At 33.3% G+C, this 19,801-nt stretch carries 16 protein-coding genes; 2 read left to right on the forward strand and 14 right to left on the reverse strand.

Translation table 11 applies throughout. The features are described from left to right. A partial coding sequence (locus AWW83_RS08745; RefSeq protein ID WP_092350937.1) for a glycoside hydrolase family 10-like protein occupies positions 1–1,415 on the forward strand: 1,415 nt, incomplete at its 5' end. Here AWW83_RS08745 and AWW83_RS08750 read toward each other — a convergent pair. The 13 genes from AWW83_RS08750 to cas10 form a co-directional block, all read right to left on the reverse strand. Beyond that, positions 1,393–4,050, reverse strand: coding sequence for an alpha-mannosidase (locus AWW83_RS08750; protein WP_092350939.1), 2,658 nt, complete (start codon positions 4,048–4,050; stop codon positions 1,393–1,395). The genes AWW83_RS08745 and AWW83_RS08750 overlap by 23 nt on opposite strands. Continuing rightward, complete coding sequence (aspS, locus tag AWW83_RS08755) at positions 4,050–5,822, reverse strand: aspartate--tRNA ligase (protein WP_092350941.1); 1,773 nt, start codon at positions 5,820–5,822, stop codon at positions 4,050–4,052. Before aspS ends, AWW83_RS08750 begins: the two co-directional genes overlap by 1 nt. Positions 5,823–5,936: 114 nt before the next feature. After that, entirely contained in the window at positions 5,937–6,395 is a 459-nt protein-coding gene (locus tag AWW83_RS08760; protein ID WP_092350943.1) for an HNH endonuclease, read from the reverse strand. Positions 6,396–6,551: 156 nt separating this feature from the next. Next, positions 6,552–7,565, reverse strand: coding sequence for a C40 family peptidase (locus tag AWW83_RS08765; protein ID WP_092350945.1), 1,014 nt, complete (start codon positions 7,563–7,565; stop codon positions 6,552–6,554). Positions 7,566–7,649: 84 nt separating this feature from the next. Next, positions 7,650–9,068 carry a CRISPR-associated CARF protein Csx1 gene (gene csx1 / locus AWW83_RS08770; protein WP_092350947.1) on the reverse strand — a complete coding sequence of 473 codons (1,419 nt, stop codon included), beginning with the start codon at positions 9,066–9,068 and terminating at the stop codon, positions 7,650–7,652. Positions 9,069–9,091: 23 nt separating this feature from the next. Next, a complete protein-coding gene (gene cmr6 / locus AWW83_RS08775) occupies positions 9,092–10,237 on the reverse strand; it encodes a type III-B CRISPR module RAMP protein Cmr6 (protein ID WP_092350949.1) in 1,146 nt (381 codons plus the stop codon). A gap of 127 nt (positions 10,238–10,364) precedes the next feature. Then, entirely contained in the window at positions 10,365–10,775 is a 411-nt protein-coding gene (gene cmr5, locus AWW83_RS08780) for a type III-B CRISPR module-associated protein Cmr5 (RefSeq protein WP_092350951.1), read from the reverse strand. 13 nt (positions 10,776–10,788) lie between these two features. Then, positions 10,789–11,121 carry a type III-B CRISPR module-associated protein Cmr5 gene (gene cmr5 / locus AWW83_RS08785; protein WP_092350953.1) on the reverse strand — a complete coding sequence of 111 codons (333 nt, stop codon included), beginning with the start codon at positions 11,119–11,121 and terminating at the stop codon, positions 10,789–10,791. Positions 11,122–11,131: 10 nt separating this feature from the next. After that, the gene (gene cmr4, locus AWW83_RS08790) at positions 11,132–12,274 is read right to left on the reverse strand and encodes a type III-B CRISPR module RAMP protein Cmr4 (protein WP_092350955.1); all 1,143 of its coding nucleotides are present in this window, start codon (positions 12,272–12,274) and stop codon (positions 11,132–11,134) included. A gap of 26 nt (positions 12,275–12,300) precedes the next feature. Beyond that, on the reverse strand, positions 12,301–12,675 hold the full coding sequence (locus AWW83_RS10155; RefSeq protein WP_092350957.1) for a hypothetical protein: 375 nt from the start codon (positions 12,673–12,675) through the stop codon (positions 12,301–12,303). Positions 12,676–12,689: 14 nt separating this feature from the next. After that, on the reverse strand, positions 12,690–13,379 hold the full coding sequence (gene cmr3, locus AWW83_RS10160; RefSeq protein ID WP_092350959.1) for a type III-B CRISPR module-associated protein Cmr3: 690 nt from the start codon (positions 13,377–13,379) through the stop codon (positions 12,690–12,692). Further along, positions 13,361–14,770, reverse strand: coding sequence for a type III-B CRISPR module RAMP protein Cmr1 (gene cmr1, locus AWW83_RS08805; protein ID WP_143713954.1), 1,410 nt, complete (start codon positions 14,768–14,770; stop codon positions 13,361–13,363). Before cmr1 ends, cmr3 begins: the two co-directional genes overlap by 19 nt. Then, positions 14,767–17,364: a type III-B CRISPR-associated protein Cas10/Cmr2 gene (cas10, locus tag AWW83_RS08810; protein ID WP_092350962.1), complete on the reverse strand. Its 2,598-nt coding sequence runs from the start codon at positions 17,362–17,364 to the stop codon at positions 14,767–14,769. Before cas10 ends, cmr1 begins: the two co-directional genes overlap by 4 nt. A 246-nt stretch (positions 17,365–17,610) precedes the next feature. Here cas10 and AWW83_RS08815 point away from each other — a divergent pair, with 246 nt between their 5' ends. Continuing rightward, a complete protein-coding gene (locus AWW83_RS08815; protein WP_143713955.1) occupies positions 17,611–18,108 on the forward strand; it encodes a helix-turn-helix domain-containing protein in 498 nt (165 codons plus the stop codon). Here AWW83_RS08815 and AWW83_RS08820 read toward each other — a convergent pair. Continuing rightward, the gene (locus tag AWW83_RS08820; protein WP_092350966.1) at positions 18,098–19,645 is read right to left on the reverse strand and encodes a YifB family Mg chelatase-like AAA ATPase; all 1,548 of its coding nucleotides are present in this window, start codon (positions 19,643–19,645) and stop codon (positions 18,098–18,100) included. The two genes, AWW83_RS08815 and AWW83_RS08820, sit on opposite strands and share 11 nt — an antisense overlap. Positions 19,646–19,801 lie beyond the last annotated feature (156 nt).

Consider the following 19,801-nt stretch of genomic DNA (forward strand, 5'->3'; position numbering starts at 1 on the left):
AACACATAGTTTTGCGTCACCCGGATTATGTTAAGTATTACAGACCAAACAATGAATGGTGGCTTGACATGGGAAAACCTGAAGTTAGAGAATACCTGATAAATGTCGTTATGGAACTTGTCCGAAATTATGACATTGATGGAATTCATTTTGATTTCATAAGATATCCAAACCCTGATTTCCCTGATAGCGACACATACGCACTTTATGCCCGGGAATATCCAAACAAAGATGAGTGGAGAAGAGAAAACATAAATAAATTTGTAAGAGCAGTTTATGATAGCATAAAGAAAGTAAAGCCGTGGGTGAAAGTTGGTTCAGCTCCGATTGGAATTTACAAAAATATCTGCGATTCGTCGGGAGTTTATATTTACAGCACAAATTGTGGTTCATGTCCGGGTGGAACAACCCCCGTTGCAACTGGATGGCAGGCATATTGCTCAATTTATCAGGATTCAAGAAGATGGCTTATGGAGGGGAAACACGATTATCATTCACCACAAATTTACTGGGACATAGAAAGCAATCCCAAATTTAATGTTCTTGTGCGCGATTGGAAAAACAACAGTTATGGAAGACACATTTACGCAGGTTCAGCTGCTTATAGAATGGCAAGCGGTTCTGGTGATTGGAGTGCTTCGGAAATTCTTGCACAAATTGACACAACAAGAGATGTTGGCGCGGAAGGAAATACATTTTTCAGATATAAATCTTTACTTCTGAAAGGTTTAATTGACAGCTTGAAAAATTCAAGATACAGATATTACGCTTTCATACATCCGATGCCTTGGCTTGATAACATAAATCCAAATCCACCTGTTAATTTGACACTGCGAAAAATTTCTGATAAAAATTTTGAACTTGTCTGGGGTGTTCCTGAAACGCCAGCAGATGCCGACACGGTGAGGTATTACGCAATTTACAGGTCTGAAACTTCGCCAGTTGATATAAACGATATAAAAAATCTTGTCGCAGTTGTTGAAGGAACGAGAATAAGTTTTACAGATCAAATCCCAGATGCAAGCAAAATTTATTATTATGTTGTAACTGCATTTGACAAACTTCACAACGAAAGCGCACCCTCAAATCAGGTCTCAACAATCGTGGTATTTGCTGGAAAGACAGAAGAAATCCCGAAAAAGTTTGAACTTTATCAAAATTATCCAAATCCATTTAATCTTGAAACAACAATTGAATATGAACTGCCGTATGATTCGTGGGTGAGTTTAAAAATTTACAATGTTCTCGGTCAGGAAATTAAAACACTTGTTGAAGGATTTAAGGAGGCGGGAAAACATAAAATCATCTGGGACGGCAGAAACGATACAGGTCAAGTTGTGACATCGGGAGTTTATCTTTGCAGAATGGTTTCTGGAACATTTAGCAAAACTGTTAAGATGATCCTTGCGAAGTAGATAAATACAAAGTCAAAATTGCGTTCGCTTTTATCGTTAATTCAACTTCGCTTTTTGAACTTGCTATTTTTTTAATTTTTTCCTCTTTTAAATTTGAGATGAAAATGTTGAATTTTCGGTAAAGTTTGAGATTAAACTTTTCTTCGGAACTTGAAATGTTGTAAAATCTAACAATGATGCCTTTGCCATCTTCGGCGATTTTAATTGCGCTTAAAACAATTTTTTCTGAATCAATTTTCAAAAAACTCAAACTCTCATCAAGAATTTTTTGATGTGGATAATTATCTGATTTTTGAAGTGCGAGAGGTTCAAAGGCAAATGAATATGCTTTGGGTATTGATTTTTTAAAATCGCCGTTGATTGGAATAATTGAGTATTCAAATACATGTTTCCCAAGGCATTGTGCATCTGGAGTTTGAATTTGTGGTCCTGCCTGTTGAACCCTGTGCAAACTTTTTCTTGAAAGATAACCCACGCTTCTTAAAAGCGTCAATGCTATGACATCGCCACTTTCTGAACTTAAAATTTCATATTCTGGCAATCCACGATTTGCTATCATAAGTCCAATTGAACCATCTGTCAAGCAAACAAAAGCATTTTGATGGCGTGTCGTATATGGTTTTTCATTTGGATTTAAAACTTCTGCGTCAAGATAAGGATTTAATCTTTTAAGAATTTCAAAATGAGCATCAACAAAGTGCGACTTCGTCCTGATTCCTGTTGGAAATAAAACCCTTAATCTATGATCTTTGACATTGTTTTCAAATTCGGTCTTTACATCAACTCTATCAATTCCAGCGTATAAAGTTACAAATGTTCTCAATTTGCAGACAACTCTTTCCTCTTCTCTTCTTTTGAAATCGCTCGTGAGAGATTTCGGGAGTTTAAATTCATATTCAATTTTTATCGTGTTTTTAAAAGAAGTTTTTTCAAAAATTGAAATTTTTGGCTTAAAATCGGTGCTGTAAATTTTCTGGCAATTTTCTGCGTGTGAGTAGGTGTATTCATCGCCAGCGTCTTCATCATCTTCAAATAAATTCAAATTTTTATAAACCGCTCCATTTCTTTTGTCTTCAATCTCAAATGTTCCATCTTCTGATACTTTAACCTTGAAAAATTCGTTTTCAATAACTGCATGTTTTACTCTTTGACTTTGCGATTGTATTGTGAAGTTTTTTTCCGATTTTTCTGGAACGATGTAAAAAATTTTATAACCAAATGCTGGCAAATCCGAGATAAATTCAATCTCAAAAACATTTTTGAAATCACCTTTTAAAATTCCCATTACAAACTCACGCTCTCGTGATGTAATTTTGAACTCTATCTCATTGCCATTGGTGTCAAGAAGTTTAAATCCATTTTTGAATTTTTGCTCATCAAGATAAAGTTTTGCTTTGACAATTTCTTTTATTTCAAAGTTAAGCGGGTTAAAAACGAAAAGTATTTCAGCGTCTTTTTGAGTTTTCACCATTGAAGAAATTCTATCGCTTGCTTGCCAAATTATAAATTTTGCCAGTTCCTCAACTTGCTTGAACCTGTTTTCCATATCTTTGTGGATTTCATCAACACCGCAACCGCAGATGTCATCGTGCGGATGATTTTTGAGCAAAGTTTTCCACGCAGTCAATATCAAAGGTGCAAAGTTTTCCCCTGTTTCAACAAAAAGAATTGCTGATAAAGGTTCGGCATATTTTTCAAGCAAAGATTGACACAAAAAGTTTTTTTGCTTGAGATAAATTCTCGTTGAATAAACACTTTGAACGATGAGATGGTGATAATTTTTGTTAAGTTCCCCTTTAAATGTTTTTAAATTTGATTTTGAACTTAACACACAATCAACGAAGTCGGAAAAACTTCCGTGAATTAATTTTAATTCGTTCAAGTTTTTGTTTATGAATTTTAAAATCTCGGGTATCTCTGGCTGGATTGGTGCGTGGTCTGTTCCATTGTTGAAAAGTATAAATTTTGTTTTCGCACCTTGCTTTAATTTTTCAAACGATCTTTTAATTTTTTCAAGCGCAGTTTTAAAATCTGGTTTTTCAAATCTGTAATCTCCCCATCCATAGTCAAAACCTAAACAACCAGCGTTCCAATATCCATCTCTCTGATAAATTGCTAAAACTTTGCTTCCATCAGATGCTTCCCACCAGAATTCATTTCCAAGTTCTTCATATTCCTTCCCCATTCCTCTTGTGAAAATGACCGAACGAATTCCGAATCCAACTAAAATTTTCGGCAAACTCACAATATGACCAAAAGAGTCGGGAATATAACCTTCTTTCATCGTTGTTCCAAGTTCATCGCAAACTCTTTTCCCAAGCAAAAGATTTCTTATCATCGCCTCTGGACTTTCAAGAAATTCATCCATCAAAACATACCACGGACCGATTACAAGTTTTTTCTTGCTTACAAGCCTTTTTATCCTTTCTCTGTTTTCTGGTTTAACTTCAAGATAATCTTCAATTATGGCAGTTTGACCGTCAAGAACAAAACATTTGAAATTTTTATCGGATTCAAGGACATCAAGGATTTGATCAATCACTTCAACCAATCTTGCTCTCATCAATTGAAAAGACCAATACCATGCTCTATCCCAATGAGTGTGGCTTACAAGAATCCCGGTATATTTGTGCATCAATCTTCTCGTTTTATCTGAATGTGAAGTTCTTCAAGTTGTTTCGGGTCAACTTCGGATGGGGCTTCGTCCATAAGTGAAATTGCACTGCTTGTCTTCGGGAATGCAATGACATCACGAATTGATTTCATCCCTGTAAAGATCATCACAAGACGATCAAATCCAAAAGCAATTCCACCGTGCGGTGGCGGTCCGTATTTAAAAGCTTCAAGCAAAAAACCAAATTTCTTCCTTGCTTCCTCATCTGAAATTCCAAGTAATCTGAAAATTTTCTCCTGAAGCTGCGCATCGTGTATTCTTATACTTCCACCCGCGATTTCATTTCCGTTTAAAACAAGATCGTATGCCCTTGCTCTAACTTTCCCAGGATCTGTGTCAAGAAGTTGTATATCCTCAAGCTTTGGAGATGTGAAAGGATGATGAACCGAAACCCAGCGATTTTCTTCCCCATCCCATTCAAGAAGTGGAAAATCAACAATCCAAGCAAGTTTAAATTCATCTTCATCAATCAAATTTAATTTCCTCCCCAATTCAATTCGCATATTCCCAAGTATTGAATAAACTTTTTGAGGTTCGTCGGAAACGAGAATCATCAAGTCGCCATCGTTTGCATCCATTTTCTCTTTCAACTTTTGAAGTGAAAGTTTTGAAAAGTATTTTGCAACGGGTGAATCAATCTCGCCATTTTCAACTTTAAAATGAACGAGCCCACCAGCACCGTAATTTTTTGCAAGCGTCGTCAATTCGTCAATTTGTTTCCTTGAATAATTAGCACAACCTTTAAGATTTAATCCACAGATTATTCCGCCTTTCTCTATCGTCTCTCTGAAAATTTTAAATTCAGTCGTTTTAAAAATTTCAGTCACATTTACGATCTTCAAATCAAATCTCAAATCTGGTTTATCAGTCCCGTATGTCTCAATCGCTTCTTTATATGTTATCCTCGGGAATGGCGTTGGAATTTCAATGCCTTTTATCTCCTTGAACAATCGTGCCATCAAACCTTCAACGATGTTAAAAACATCTTCTTCCGTGACGAATGACATTTCAATATCAATTTGCGTAAATTCGGGTTGTCTATCTGCTCTTAAATCTTCATCTCTGAAACACTTAACGATTTGGAAGTATCTATCAAATCCAGCAACCATTAAAATTTGTTTGTAAAGTTGTGGGGATTGTGGAAGTGCATAAAATTTTCCTGGGTGAATTCTGCTTGGGACGAGAAAATCTCTTGCTCCTTCGGGTGTGCTTTTGACAAGAAATGATGTCTCTATTTCAAGAAAATTATTTTCGTCAAAATATCTTCTAACAATTTGTGCCATCTTGTGTCGTGTTATAAGATTTGCTTGCATAATAGGTCTTCGTAAATCAAGGTATCTATATTTCAAGCGAAGTTCTTCGGAAACATTTATGTCATCTTCAATCAAAAAAGGTGGTGTTTCTGACTTGCTTAAAATTTGAACTTCATCAGCAAGGACATCAATTTCCCCCGTTGGAATTGATGGATTTTCTGCGCCTTTTGGTCTTCGTTCAACTTTGCCCGTGACGGAAATTACATATTCGGATTTTAACTCCTTTGCAATTTGAAACGCTTCATAATTATGTTGTGGTGAAAAAACGATTTGCGTTTTTCCGTATCTGTCTCTCAAATCAATAAAAATTAATCCCCCAAGGTCTCTTCTTCTATCAACCCATCCATTTAAAGTTACAATTTTCCCTATATCACTTGCTCTTAATTCACCGCAAGTGTGGGTTCGCTTTTTGAAAATCATTTATCTTTTGTTTTTGTTTTTCCAAAAATATATCAAATCTGCAACTTATTATCAAATGTTTTAACTTGGGGAATTCCTAAGGAAGGAAGGCGGGAAAAATCCCGCCCAAAATTTTTATAGGAAGAGATACGGCTTCCAATGTTCGTCAATTTCACCGACGAAATTTTTGATAAAAAGTATCGGATTCGGTCGCATCGGCTTACGCAATAGTTTCATCCCGGCTTCCTCAGGTGTCCTATCACCTTTCTTGTTATTACACTGAATACAAGCGCAAACGAGGTTTTCCCAAGTATCCTCTCCACCTCTTGACTTTGGAATAACATGGTCAACCGTAAGAGGAACTCCCGTGCGTCCACAATATTGACATCTGTAATTGTCACGCTTGAGAATATTTTTTCTCGTCAAAATTACTCTGCGATAAGGCATATGGATATAATACGATAATCTCACAACACTTGGAAATGGAATTGAATACGAAACAGACCTTATATACTGCCCTTCTCTTGCTGCAACAAGTTCTGCTTTTCCCAAATAAAGCAAAGCAATTGCTTTTTTAACAGGGCAGATGCTCATTGGCTCATAATTTTGATTCAATACGAGGACTTTCTTGTGTAGTGGATTTGATGAAGATTGCTTTTCCTTTTCCTCGTAAAACCGAAATTTGAACGGTGCTTCGTTTCTGAATTTAATTCACCTCCGTATTAAAATTTTAAATTTGCTCTTTTTAACTTATAAAACTCTTCTTGCACCGACAAAAGTTCTCACAAGTCGCTCGCTAAACAGGTTGCTTTTTCTATCAAAACTATTTATTCTGACAAACCCAGATGAATGAATTATCTCCTTATCTTTTCCAGTGTAAATTCCAACATGCGTTATCCTTTTACCATCTGAACTGAAAAACAAAAGATCACCCTTTTGAAATTTATCAAAATTTTTCCCAACATACTTTCCAATTTTCCACTGCATATCCGAATCCCGTGGAAGATAAATTCCATTTATTCTGAAAACAGTTTGAACAAAACCAGAACAATCAAATCCTTTTGGCGTCTTTCCACCCCATAGATAAGACACGCCGAGGAATCTTTTCGCTGTTTCTATTATTTTATCAGGTAAATTTCTTCTTGGTTTATTCTTTGGGAATACGACGATAAAGTTTATATCAACCCAGCCAATTGTCCCATCTGGAAGTTCTACCCTGCTCCATCCATCTTTTATACCCAGATATCCTAAAACAGAGCAAGCGACGATATCCCTTAAAGTTAGCGAATCTTTGTTCGGTTTTGAATAAACAAATCCAGAATTACCTACGAATTCAACTTTTGGTCTTTGCCTATACTCCTCAAACTTTTTCTCATCTATCAAAACAACATATGGTTTATAAACCCAGCCAATGTATCCATCAAAATGCAATCTCAATCTTATCCATTCATCTCGGAAAATTTCAAGCACATCAAATGTCTCTCCAAGTATAATTTGCGTGGTTTGTTCGCTTTTCATTGATGGTTCTTTAAAGACAGGCGCTGTTCCGACATTACAAATTCCATATCTCAAGGTTAAATTTTTGTCGGGGAGAAGTTTTATCCGAATCTTTGATTTGAAATGCTTTGCAAATTCTCGGGCTGGTTCAATTAAACTTTCGTCGGAGATTTTCAAAACGCTTTTGGAAATTTCAAAAACGCTGGTTCGTGTGTCAATTTCAAACTTTTTGCGAAATTTTTCAATACTTAGATTCGCCTCGTCCATCTCTTAAACACATTTTGTCTTTGCTTAAAATATAATTCAGGATAAAATAATTGTCAAGTTAAAAAGATAGGCTCAGAACTTATGCTATGACTCTTTGACTGTCAAACTATCAGTGAGTAACTCCTCAGCCATCTTTCTTATTGTCTTTCTTTTGTTTTCATTACGCTCATCGTTTAGAATTATTTCAATTTCATCGTTAGAATTTTTCCTCAATTTAATCGTATTATATTCAAATCCTGCGTGCGCAAAGAAATTTCTTTTGTCAATCTCCTTTGTGTAAAGTTTTTTATCACTTCTCTGCTCGCCTGATTTTGATTCTATCAGATTAGCATAAACCTGATATTCATTGGATAACAAACTTTTAATTTCTTCTATTTTTTGAATTTCTTTTTCAATCCGGTAGTTTTCAATCGGAAATTTTTTTTCATCGTAAATTTTATCTGTAAATTCTTTAACCTGATTGAGCATCGCATAATTTGATTTTTTGAAGCCGAGATTATCTAATATCCACCCGAATAAATATGCTTTTAGAAGGTTTTCAAACCCAACTTGAAAACTCAATCTTCTTTTAATTTCAGTTTTACTCGCTTGCGATATGGTTATAAATTCCTCAAACTTACTGCAAATCTCATCAATTTTCTTTCGCAACTCGCTATGATCTGGGAGATAGTTGAAAGTGAAAATTGGTGTTGCAAAGATCAAGGAAGAAAGAAAAACTAAAATTTCATCGCCCAATTTGAAATTTTCAATTTCTCGGTAATGTTGCTGTGCGTCTTTCCCGTCAAGAAATTCAACTGCTCTTTTTTGAGTTTTATACGCTGTTAATCCGGGCAGAATTTGTGAATACTCAATGATATTTATGTTTAATTCAATATCTGGGGAGTCTTTTCGTGGGCATTTTATAACTAATTTTGCAATTCTACCGATGTTTAATTCAGGATCTGGTGGATTTTTCCTGCCAATAAATGGATCTGAGTTTAGAATTTTCAATTTAACATCAAAAGCATAAGAGAGAATCTTTAAAATTTCTCTTAAAGCGTTCAACGACAGCACTATTGTAAAGTTTATGCCATGTGACACATCAAAAACTACTTCAATTTCTTTGCGTTCAAAACTTATGTATTCTTGAAAAGAGTAAAGGAGTTCTTTGAAGATCTGGTAATAAAAGTCGGTTGGGTTCCCAAAAAATTTTGTTTTGTTAAATTCGCCAAAGCCATATCCGACAATAATTTTATCTGGTTTCCATCCAAAATTTTCTGCGCAAAATTCTGAAATAATTTTTTCTGCAGTTGATTTTAAATCTTTGTAATTGAGAGAATTTGTTTTATCAATCTTGTCATCGCTCAAGGTATCCACGCAGATGATGATAATTTTGTCTGGATTTTCAACATCTTTTATCAAAGGTAGAGGACTTTTTGCAATATGCTCTTTGTTTGAATACTTATACTTTACTTCTTTCCATCCTGTGGGATTACCCCAAACTGCTATTAAAATTTTGTTCATATTTGTTCATATTAATTTAATTTTTATTGAATTTCTTGAAATAATCCATAGCCAAGTCTTGTTTTTGAACCAACACCGAATTCCGAAATGGCTTGTTTTAAAATATATTCCATCTCATTCTTTAAGTTAGAATTAAGCAAATTAGAAGTGAGCTCTTTGATTTTTTCTGGGAGTCCATTCTTTTTCAACTCCTCATCGGTCATTTTTAAAATTTCTTCTGCCCTAAACTTATCAAACAAAACATTAAATTGAAATTCAACTCCTTCTTTTACCACTAAAAAGAAAATAGGTCTTGGATTCTCCCAATCACCAGGAGTACCACTTCCTTCATAATAACTTGGATAATGAACATTCATTACATCAAGGTCAAAAATTTGAGAATTATTTTCTGTTGGATATGGATAGGCATCAAGGAATAACAATAATCCTTTGAAGTTTTGAGCTCCAAAAAGAATTTGGTATTTTAAAATTTCTTCATCATCTTTGGCGAGTTCTCCGTAAAATTTTTTCTGAAATTCTTCTAACTCATTTTGATTATTTTGAATTCTCTTATCTTCTGCCAACTTCCAAAATACAACCGCTCTACAAACACCTTTTAAAGCACTTCCTGGAATATAAGGCACGCCAAAAATATGATGTAATGTTATTGAAGTTTCAAGGACATGCTGTGAGCCAAGTCCAATAATTAAACAAGATTGGGTTTTTAAAGGTTGAACGGGTATTTTCTCATAGTGTTGATTTTCAAGAATTTGGATTTTTACTTCAATTCTTTTTTTGAGAGATTCTAAACTTTGTTTAAAATAAAACGAATTATTAAAAGTTTCAATTAAGACATCTAAAAATACTTTTTTGCTTTCTTCTCCAACAGCGTAATTTAGCCATATAGAGTCTTCGCCTTGATTCTTTTTATTTGAAACGCGAGCATAAACAATAGGAACATATTTGTTCAGAATTAAAATTAAATTTGACCAACAAACGAATTTCTCTTCATTTTTCTGTTGATTTAATAATTTTTCACAAAAACTTTCTTTAAAGACTTCTTTAATCTTATCTATGAACTTTTCCTTTGCTTCCCTTTCTTTTCGCTCTTGGACACTTATATCCCGCTTAAAATTCTTAGCTCCGCCGAACCAAACTTCACCTTCTATTTTAAACCTTTCTTCTTTCATCTTTCAACCTCCTTTTTAACTTTTTTTAAACCTTTCTATAAGGTTTTCTTGCGACAATTTTTCAAACGCCGATTTTCTGACAATCCATTTTTCAAAATTTTGAAGAAGTTTTTTATTTTTAATCATTTCAATCCTCAACTTTTAATTCTATTTCTGCCATTCTTTTAAGCCATGTTGCTATGTTTAAAATTTCATTTGTAGTAAGTCTTAATTTTTGAGGGTCAGTTTCAAATAGAAATTCAAGTAGGTCTTTGTTTTGATTTTGAGAATTGTTTTTCCAATCTAAATATGGTTTAAATTCTAATTTTTCTAAAATTTCAGAAACATCTTGAAAAATCTGCCCCCTTTCTCCTCCTTTTGATTTATAAAATGCCAACGCCGGAATTAAGCCGTTATTAACAATTGTAGAGGGTAGTCGCTTGATATAAGAAGAATAATTTTTTATATAATTTTTGTCATTGGTTTCTTTTATCCTCCTTACACATTCCAAAGAAAGTTCTGCTACTTCTTGATGTTTTGTTTTTATAACACCACTCATAGTTTAACCTCCTTTACATTTCAGAAAATCTTTTCAAATAATTTGAAAGTTTTAGCGCTTCAAGTGTTGCTTTTCTTAAAGTTTGTGAATCGGCGTTAAGAAGTTCATCCAAATTTTCATTTTGTATTAATTTCTTTTCTTCTTTTATCCATTTCAAAATTGTTCTATAAACTTCCATCTTATAAGGCTTTTTATCATCTTTATAATAAGCAAGTGTCGGAATAAGTCCATTTGTCATTATAAGATTTGGAAGTTTTTTAAATTCTCTCTTTTCACTTTCACCTGAATTTTTCACAATTTCATAAGCAAATTTTGCTATTTCTTGTTCAAGGGTTTTGACTGCCATAGCTTTGACCTCATTGATTAGTGTTAATACGTTCAAACTTTACTTTTACAAATCCTTTTCCAAGCGTTTCATCACCACCAAGTTGAAGGATTTGAGATTTCTGATTAAACAATTTCTCAATCTTTCCCATTACTTCACTATCTGTAAAGTAGTTTTTATTCCAAGCATCTTGAAGTCTTTTCTCTTTATCTTTTAAATCCTTCAAATTCTTTGCAAAATCTTTATCATTAGGATTTTGAGAATTTTCCCAATTGGGAATTTTATTTTTAATATCTTGATCCCAATTGTAATTGGGTTGACTTTGTTGCTTTAAACTTTCTCTCTCATTTTTTAACCTTTCATATAACTCCCCATCAATTCCGAAATGTGGCTCACTTATAAAAACCAAACTATAAAAAACACTTTCAGAAGGAATTAACTCCTCAGTAAATAAAGCACCTTTCTCAACAGTTCCTGTTGTTTGGTCAATTCTAATCCTTGTCCTAATTTCAACAGCATAATTTACAAAATCCTTAAAAACATCATCTGAAACAATTGCAAAATGATTTTTGAAGAAGTCTTCATCAAATTCGGTTTTTGGCAGTAAATTGTCATAAATATATTTTGCTATTTTCTCAATGTCTTCCTCTTCTTTTGCATTAAAAACAAATTCTTCAAAAGCAACTTGTTCGCTTTTTATTTTCAATTCGCTATCTTTTTTTATCAAAACTTGTATTTCCTTATCGTTCTGCTTTATAGGTAGTGAAGTAATCTCAATTTCAGAATTATTTTTCTTTGGCCAATCAATCTTCCCAATACTCTTTAAATCCTCTTTTAATCTCTTTAAAACAAATGGACAAGTAATCCAAGCAAATGTTCCTTTTACAGAACGGACAGGAAATAGAAGAATTCTTGCATCAGTTATACTTATACAGCTTGCATATTGGTTTGAACCATCTTCTGGACCAAAAACGGTATTCACTTTATCTTTATCATTCCAAACTCTATAAGCAAACTCTCTTACAACACCCTTTATACCACTTGACCATAGCGTAGGATAAGATGTGTGCCTTTCTCTTTGAACAACATTATCAACAAATGATACACTTTGACCTGAACCCATATGTATTGGTGTTAGCGCATAAAATGTAAGGTATCCTTTTTGCTTATACATAGTTTAACCTCCTTTTGTTTAAAATTTTAAAACTTCCCATATATCACCAAATTTGAACCTATAAAGTTTTTATCTCTTTCTAAAAATTTAAGCCAAAATGAATTATGAGAGAAATTATTATCAACCTCTGCATAAATAACACTTCCTGCTTTTAGTCCCTTTTTTACAAATTTATTTAATCCGAGTCCTTTTGAATCTATTGCTAAATTTACAAAACCATTTGAAACGAGTGATTTAATTTTTATTCCACTTATTGAAGGCAAAATATTATTTCCTGAATTTGAAAATGTAGCAGGTGTTAAGAAAAGGATTTTTATTATATCTCCTTGATTTACTTTTAATGCTTGCCCAAGTAGATTTTTTATATCAGAAATTTCAACTTCATAATAAGCACTTCTCATTTCACCGCCAAGTTTTAATGCTTTTGGTTCTTTATTAAAGAGATCAAGAATTTTATTTTCATCAAGACCAACTTTTTTAGCTCATTATCATCAAAATCAACCCAAAAAACAAAGCTCCAATTATCCTTCAATCTCAAAAAATCAATTCTATAAAGTCCATCCTCCTGAACGACTGTGTGATAACTCATTTCTTGCTTTATCCCAACTCTATTTTCATGCTCAAAAACATCGCCGAATTTTAGAATTTCATTTTTATCTGGAATTTTTCCATTTAACCATTCTTTAAGACCATCTTGACTTATAAATCCCTCAAAACCTTCAACCTCTTTATCTCCAAAATAAACAGCAAAATTTTCAATTGGATTTGGTTTGTTTGTATTCTTTGGATTAAAAAGTTTATGATTTTCATTTTTAAATTTCAGAAGATAAATTTTATCATCTTTTTCTTTTTTTTCTGTGTAAATATCAGCAGGTTTAGGAAAGTAGATTTTTTTATCCTTTTCATTATAGAGAAATGGACCATAAACATCTTTGAGAATTTTCGTAATGTCTATTTTATATTTCCAATAAATTTTTGAGCATATAGCACCTGCGAAAGTGTGAGGAAAAGGAGGAAAAATAGACCTTGCAGTATCTCCAAGATTAAAAGGCTTCCCACTTCCAAAGAATAGAACATCATAAGGTTTTATTTTGAATTTGAGCATATCTTAACCTCCTTTATGATGTTATACTCTTCTAGTAGAGCTTTAATAAACTCATCTAAAGCTTTCCATTTATTTGAAGGAAGATTAACATCCACACCACTAAAAACAAGTTTTGACTCACCTGGCATAAACTTTGACTTTGCGACTATAAAAAATCCTTCATAATTATTACCAAATTTTAAAATTTTAAACATCAACGGAGAGGCACGGCGAAGGTTTTCATTTCCTTGTTTTAAATTAATTAAATTAACTTGACCTTTTTTGTTTATACTTGAATAAAAGAAATTCAAAGGCAATCCAAAAATTGGGCGTTCAAATAAATTGTTTGTTCTATTTCCCTGTAATATATTTTTAGCATTCTGGTAATCAGGATTTCTATAACTTCTAAAAGCCATAAGCAAAAATCCCATAAAGTCGAGAATTTCTTGCCAATTAATTATTTGTTTCAAGCCCCAAGAGTTTTTAAGGTATCTTCCACTTCTACCGCTCTGAACTTTTTCAACCCAATCTCCCCATTTCTTGAAGTTTTCTTTTTCAACCTTATAAATTTTGAAATTTTCAGAAAATACAAAGGGGATATCGTTCCTTGCCTGCCAAAATCCTAAACTCTTTATATAATTCAATTGTTCTTTCAACCATTTCTCAATGTTATCTTCGGGTTTAAATTTAAGATTAAAATTATTTGGAAAATCTCCTTTAATTTCTTCAATCATTACTGACCCCAAACCTCTTCTACTTCTACTTCCGAAATTTCCAAGATTAAAAGCAAGCCACAAAGCACAGAAGAATTTTTTAATATCTTCATCGGTTGATTTGGGATGGAAGCGAATGGTTAAGGTAAAGGTTGTATCTTCTGGAATCAATTCTCTCTGATTAGCCTTTAATGAAAATCCTAAATAAGAGTATCCTTCTAATTTGAGATAAATGGGATAATAAATAAAATAGAAGTATTTCACTATCTCTTTAATCCGTTCATTTTCTGATTTGGATAAAAACTCCTCAATTTTATTTTTTATTTGAGTAAGCTGATCTAATCTTTCCTTTAAACTATTTAACTTTTTTTGTAATTCTTGTTTTTCTTCATGATTTTTTTCTTCTTTCAGTTTTTCTTCTGTTTCTTCCATTTCTTTTTCTGTTCTTTCTATCTCTTTTTCCAAAAAAGCTTTATTGAATTCTTCTTTACCTAAACTCATCCTCACCAATCCCTGATTTGCCCCTTCTCCACCCCATCCAAAAATCCTTCTTTCATCTTCAATAGAACCACCGGCAATTCTGAACCACCATCTTAAAATTCCATTTATGCTTTGAGTTCTCAACTCTGCCTGTTGTTTTGCTCCACCAAGAAACAAAGGTGTTATGATTTTACATTTTAGATTAAAAGTTCTCATCATATTCTCACCTCCCTTGATAAAAATTTTGAAATTAAAAAGAGATTGACAAAGTATTTAACATCAAAGTTGTAGTTTTCAAACTGCTCTATGATTTTGTTGATGTAATCTTTATCTTCAACCCTCTTTCTAAAATAAATCCGTTTAAGTTCAACTTTCAAAAGTTCTTTATTTTCTATTTTTTCACTTTCATAAACTTCTGAAAATTCTTTTGCAAAAGTAGATGGAATTTGCTCATTTCTGAACTTACAAATTAAATCTTCTATAAATTTAATCAACTCCCACTTTCCGCCCGCATCTCTAATTTCACCTGAATGAGAGATAACTCTTATACAAAAGGCATCTTTTTGGAATGTTTTCTTTGCCATTTTTTCAGCATCTCTTACTTCCTTTAAGGCAAGGTATAATGGATATTTATGATGAACTATAACTATTCCAGCACTCATACTTGCCTTTGGACTTAACACTTTTTTAAAATTTATTTGTAAATCATAAGCACAACTTAAAACTTCTTCAATTGGCAAGAATGCCAAAATATCATCACCACCTGCATAAATAAGTTTTCCATAATGCTCATCTTCAACAATTTTTCTAACTTCTTCAATAGCAAATTGTGAAAGTCGTCTTGAAAATGCTTGGTGAATTGATGGGGAATTTGGATGTTTAGAGAAGAGAAGTCTTTTAAGTTCTTTATCTTCGCTATACGATATTAAAGCATCGACTACTTTTGGATGAATTGTATCTTTTATTTTTGGATTAAATTCGCCTTTTAACCATTTACCCATATTATCTCCATCCATTTGTAAAATGGCGTAGTATTTGGATGGGTTAATGTTATACTTTCTCAAAGTTTCCAAAATATCCTTAAAATCATTTTCACTTACTTTAACTCCATATTCCTTTTCAAAATAATCAGCTCTATAAGTTTCTTCCATTAAAAATTGCCCGTCTATGTTGTAAAGTGGGTCGTTTTTTAATTTTGGAACGGAGATAGTTTTTGGTATGGCAGGGTATTTATTAAGGAAAGGCTCAATTTTGTTTTTCAGATCATTCTTTAAACTATCGTTTAATCTTCTTTTTCCTCCAATACTTGCCATTTCAGAAGTTGAGGGAAATTTAACAGGATCCGATAAGATAAATTTTTCTTTTATAATTTCAGGGAATAATCTTTTTGTTATGCAAACACCGCAGAGTCTTTCGCCTTCTTTCACTAATTCTGGTTTATTTTTCCTCAAATTATTCCAATCTATATCCAAAACCTCAAATTCGCCACATAAATGACATTTTTCACCTCTACTTTCATAATAATTTTCTTTTAAAACATTTCTTATTGATTTTCTTGCTCCGAGGAGTTTTTCGGTAAGTTCTAATAATAAAGAATAAGCAGAACCAACATTTGCAGGTTTATAATAAGGATGGTTTATGATAGTTTGAACCGTCTGATAAAGCTCGTTGTTATTTGAAATCAATTTACCATAATCTTCAAGAGCTTCATTTGGACTATAATTTTGAGTATCATTTGTCCAAGGCAAAACTACCCAATATGCTTGGAAATAGTTAAAAAGATGATTTTTGATTTGCGATAAAATTTGGTTTTTTAATACTTGATTTTGATTTGCCGAATTTTGTTTTTCATCTTTAAGAGATTTTAAAATTTCATCACAAACTTTTTCAGAAATTTCTTCTAATTCATTTCTAAAAGCTTCTTCAACTTCTTTTGCTAAACTATTATCATAAGGAATAATTGCTAAAAATCTATTTGGAAAGTTTGCGATTGTGAGTTTTTCATCAGAAAAAGCATTATCTATGAATTTTCTAAAATAATTTTCATTAGAGAAACTTTGAGTTATAGGAGAACCTTTAAACTTCTCATAAAGCCATCTATCAACCGTTGGTTGTCCTAAAAGATTTGGGAATATAACATTATCAGGTCCAAGTTTTTCCATCACTACTTCAATACATTTATATATGAAATACGAAAGCATATAACTACCTGCCCACAAATCGGAAGTTTTTCTTGCTTTTGAGATAAATTCTTGAACGGGAGAAATTGTAAATAGTAAGAATGCTGGTTTTGGTAAAGCAGAAACAATAGCAGAAGTTTGAACTAAATGGTCGTAAATTGAATGATTTGGAGCTCTTGTGTCTGCTGGATGTTTATCTATCCAAGGAAAAATTTCAGGTAAAAAACGCCAAAAGAAAAGAAAAATAAATTTAGCTCTTTCTTGTTGGTCTTGAAAAGTTAATTTCCCAAGATTTTCAAATAAGTTTTTAACTTCTTCGTGGCTTTGTGGAGACTCAATACTTGATTTTTGCTCGGAGAAAATATCTATAAATTCAGCCTCCTTTAAATCAATCACCTGAGATACTTTTTCAAATTCGTTTCTTTTATTTTCGTCGTCAAAATTTGGAGCGACAATGATTCTACTTAAAGCGGAGGCAAGTCTATCTGCCAAGATAGCTTCATTAACATGGGGTGTTTCGGTAAACAGGTTTTTAAACAATTCATCTGCTATTTTTTCATGTGATTTTAGATGAAGAAACTTATCTGGTGGGTCATGCAGTAAAGCTTTCAGTTTGAGCTTATAATCCGCCATAGTTTTTAAATTGCTTTATTTTTAGAGCGAGGTTTTAAACTTATTTCATTGATCCCGCTTTTCCCACTTAGTTCCGCTCTTTACACTGTCCATCAAAGGCGATAAATAAGCAAAATTTCAAAACTTAACATTTTACAACGAAAATATAAATAGGATTTTGTATAAAGTCAAGAGGGGTTGAGAAGTTTCAAAATTTGTGGCTTTTTTATAATTTTTCAGAAGAGAGAAATTAAATTTTGTTTGAAAATGCGGAAAAAAGATTTTCGTCTGTTAAGGGATGAGGAAATTGTCAAACTTTTAAAGATAGCAGAGGAATCCAAAGAGGAAAATTTAACTCTTTATCGTAAAGCGAGAGTAGTTCTATTGAGGAATCAGGGGAAAACAATTAATGAGATAGCTGGTGAGGTTGGGATTACAAAACAAAATGTTCTTTATATTTTGAAGCAGTTTGAGAAAGATGGTGTTGATGGTTTGATTGTGAAAAGAAGGGGAAGGAAAAAGAAGTTTATGGGGGAGGATAGAGATAAAATTATTGACCTTGTTAAGAATTTTGCGCCGTTTGAATTCGGGATTGAGAAAAATTATTGGACTTTAAGCACGATTGTGAGGGCTTTGAGAAAAATTTACAATGTAAAAATTTCTCAAAATACAATTCGTAAAATTTTGATTGAAAGTGGTATTGATTTAAAAAGTCAGCGCAACAAATTTAAAAAGCAAAGGCTAATTGATCATCTCAGGGCGTAATTCCCCAAAGATTTCTGTCCAAACTTCTATATTGAATTGCTTCGCTTAGATGTTCTGGTTTTATGTTTTCGCTTCCTGCGAGATCTGCTATTGTTCGGGCAACTTTTAAAATTTTATCATATGCTCTTGCAGATAAGCCGAGTTTTGTGATCGCATTTTTGAGAATGTTTTCACCTTCAGCATCAATTCGGCAAAATTCACGAATTTCACGGGTTTGCATATCTGCATTTTTAAAGAGATTTTTTCTGCCTTTAAATCTTCTCAATTGAATTTCCCTTGCTCTTACAACTCTTTCTCTTATTTGAGCGGAGGTTTCGCCTGTCGTTTTGCTTGCAAGTTCTGAATACTTCACAGTTGGGACTTCAATGTGTATATCAATTCTATCAAGGAGTGGTCCGGAGATTTTGCCCATATATTTTTGAATTTGAGATGGTGTGCAGGTGCATTGCTGGTATGGGTTGCCAAGATTTCCACACGGGCATGGGTTCATGGCGCAGACGAGCATAAAGTTTGCGGGATATTCAACGGTCATTTTCGTTCTGCTTATTGTGACTTTTTTATCTTCAAGAGGTTGCCTTAAAACTTCAAGAACGTTTCTGTTAAACTCTGGGAGCTCATCAAGAAACAAAACTCCGTGATGAGCCAGAGATATTTCACCAGGTCTTGGGATTGTGCCACCACCAACGAGGGCGGAGTCTGAAATCGTATGATGAGGAGCTCTAAATGGACGAGTTGCAACAAGGGCTGTATCTGGTGGTAAAAGTCCAGCAACGGAGTGAATTTTTGTCGTCTCAAGGGCTTCATCAAGCGTCATCGGTGGTAAAATTGTTGGAAGTCGTTTTGCAAGCATTGTTTTTCCACTTCCGGGAGGTCCTATCATTATGACATTGTGTCCGCCAGCAGCAGCTATTTCAAGAGCACGCTTAACATTTTCCTGCCCTTTTACATCTGAAAAGTCAACAGTGTATTTACTTTCTTGATTGAAAATTTCGTTTAAGTCAATTTTGAAAGGATTCAAAAGTTGATGTTCGCCGTTTAAGAAATTAACAACTTCGGAAAGTGAGCTCATTGGATAAACTTCAATTTCCGAGACGATCGCTGCTTCCTTTGCATTTTCTTTTGGTAAAATTATGCCTTTCAAGCCGGAGTTTTTAGCGGAAATTGCAATTGGAAGTGCACCGTGTATTGGTCTTAGTGTCCCGTCAAGCGCAAGCTCACCAAGAATTATGAATTGATCAAGGATGTCAGATTGAATTTGTTCAGTTGCGGAGAGAATTCCGATGGCAATTGGGAGGTCAAATTGTGAACCTTCCTTTTTTATGTCTGCTGGCGCTAAATTTACAGTTATTTTTTTGTTTGGAAATTTGAAGCCTGAATTTTTTATAGCAGCGTTTACTCTTTCACGGCTTTCTTTTACTGAGCTATCGGGCAAGCCAACAATTGTAAATGCAAATAACGCTTGTTCAATGTGAGTTTCAACTTTAACGATGAATGCCTCTATCCCGAAAGTTGAAGCGCTCAAAACCTGTGAAAGCATTTAATTGCCCAGTTTAATTTTTAAAACGGTGATTCAGGTGGATTAACCGAGTATTTCTCAAGTTCTGGTTCTTGTCTTGAAAGTTCAAGTCGTGCAAATTTTGCGGAATGTTTAAGGAAGCTTAAACGAATTGCTCCAAGAGGTCCATTCCTTTGT

It is taken from the genome of Candidatus Chryseopegocella kryptomonas (assembly GCF_001536065.1).
Lineage (GTDB): Bacteria > Bacteroidota > Ignavibacteria > Kryptoniales > Kryptoniaceae > Kryptonium > Kryptonium kryptomonas.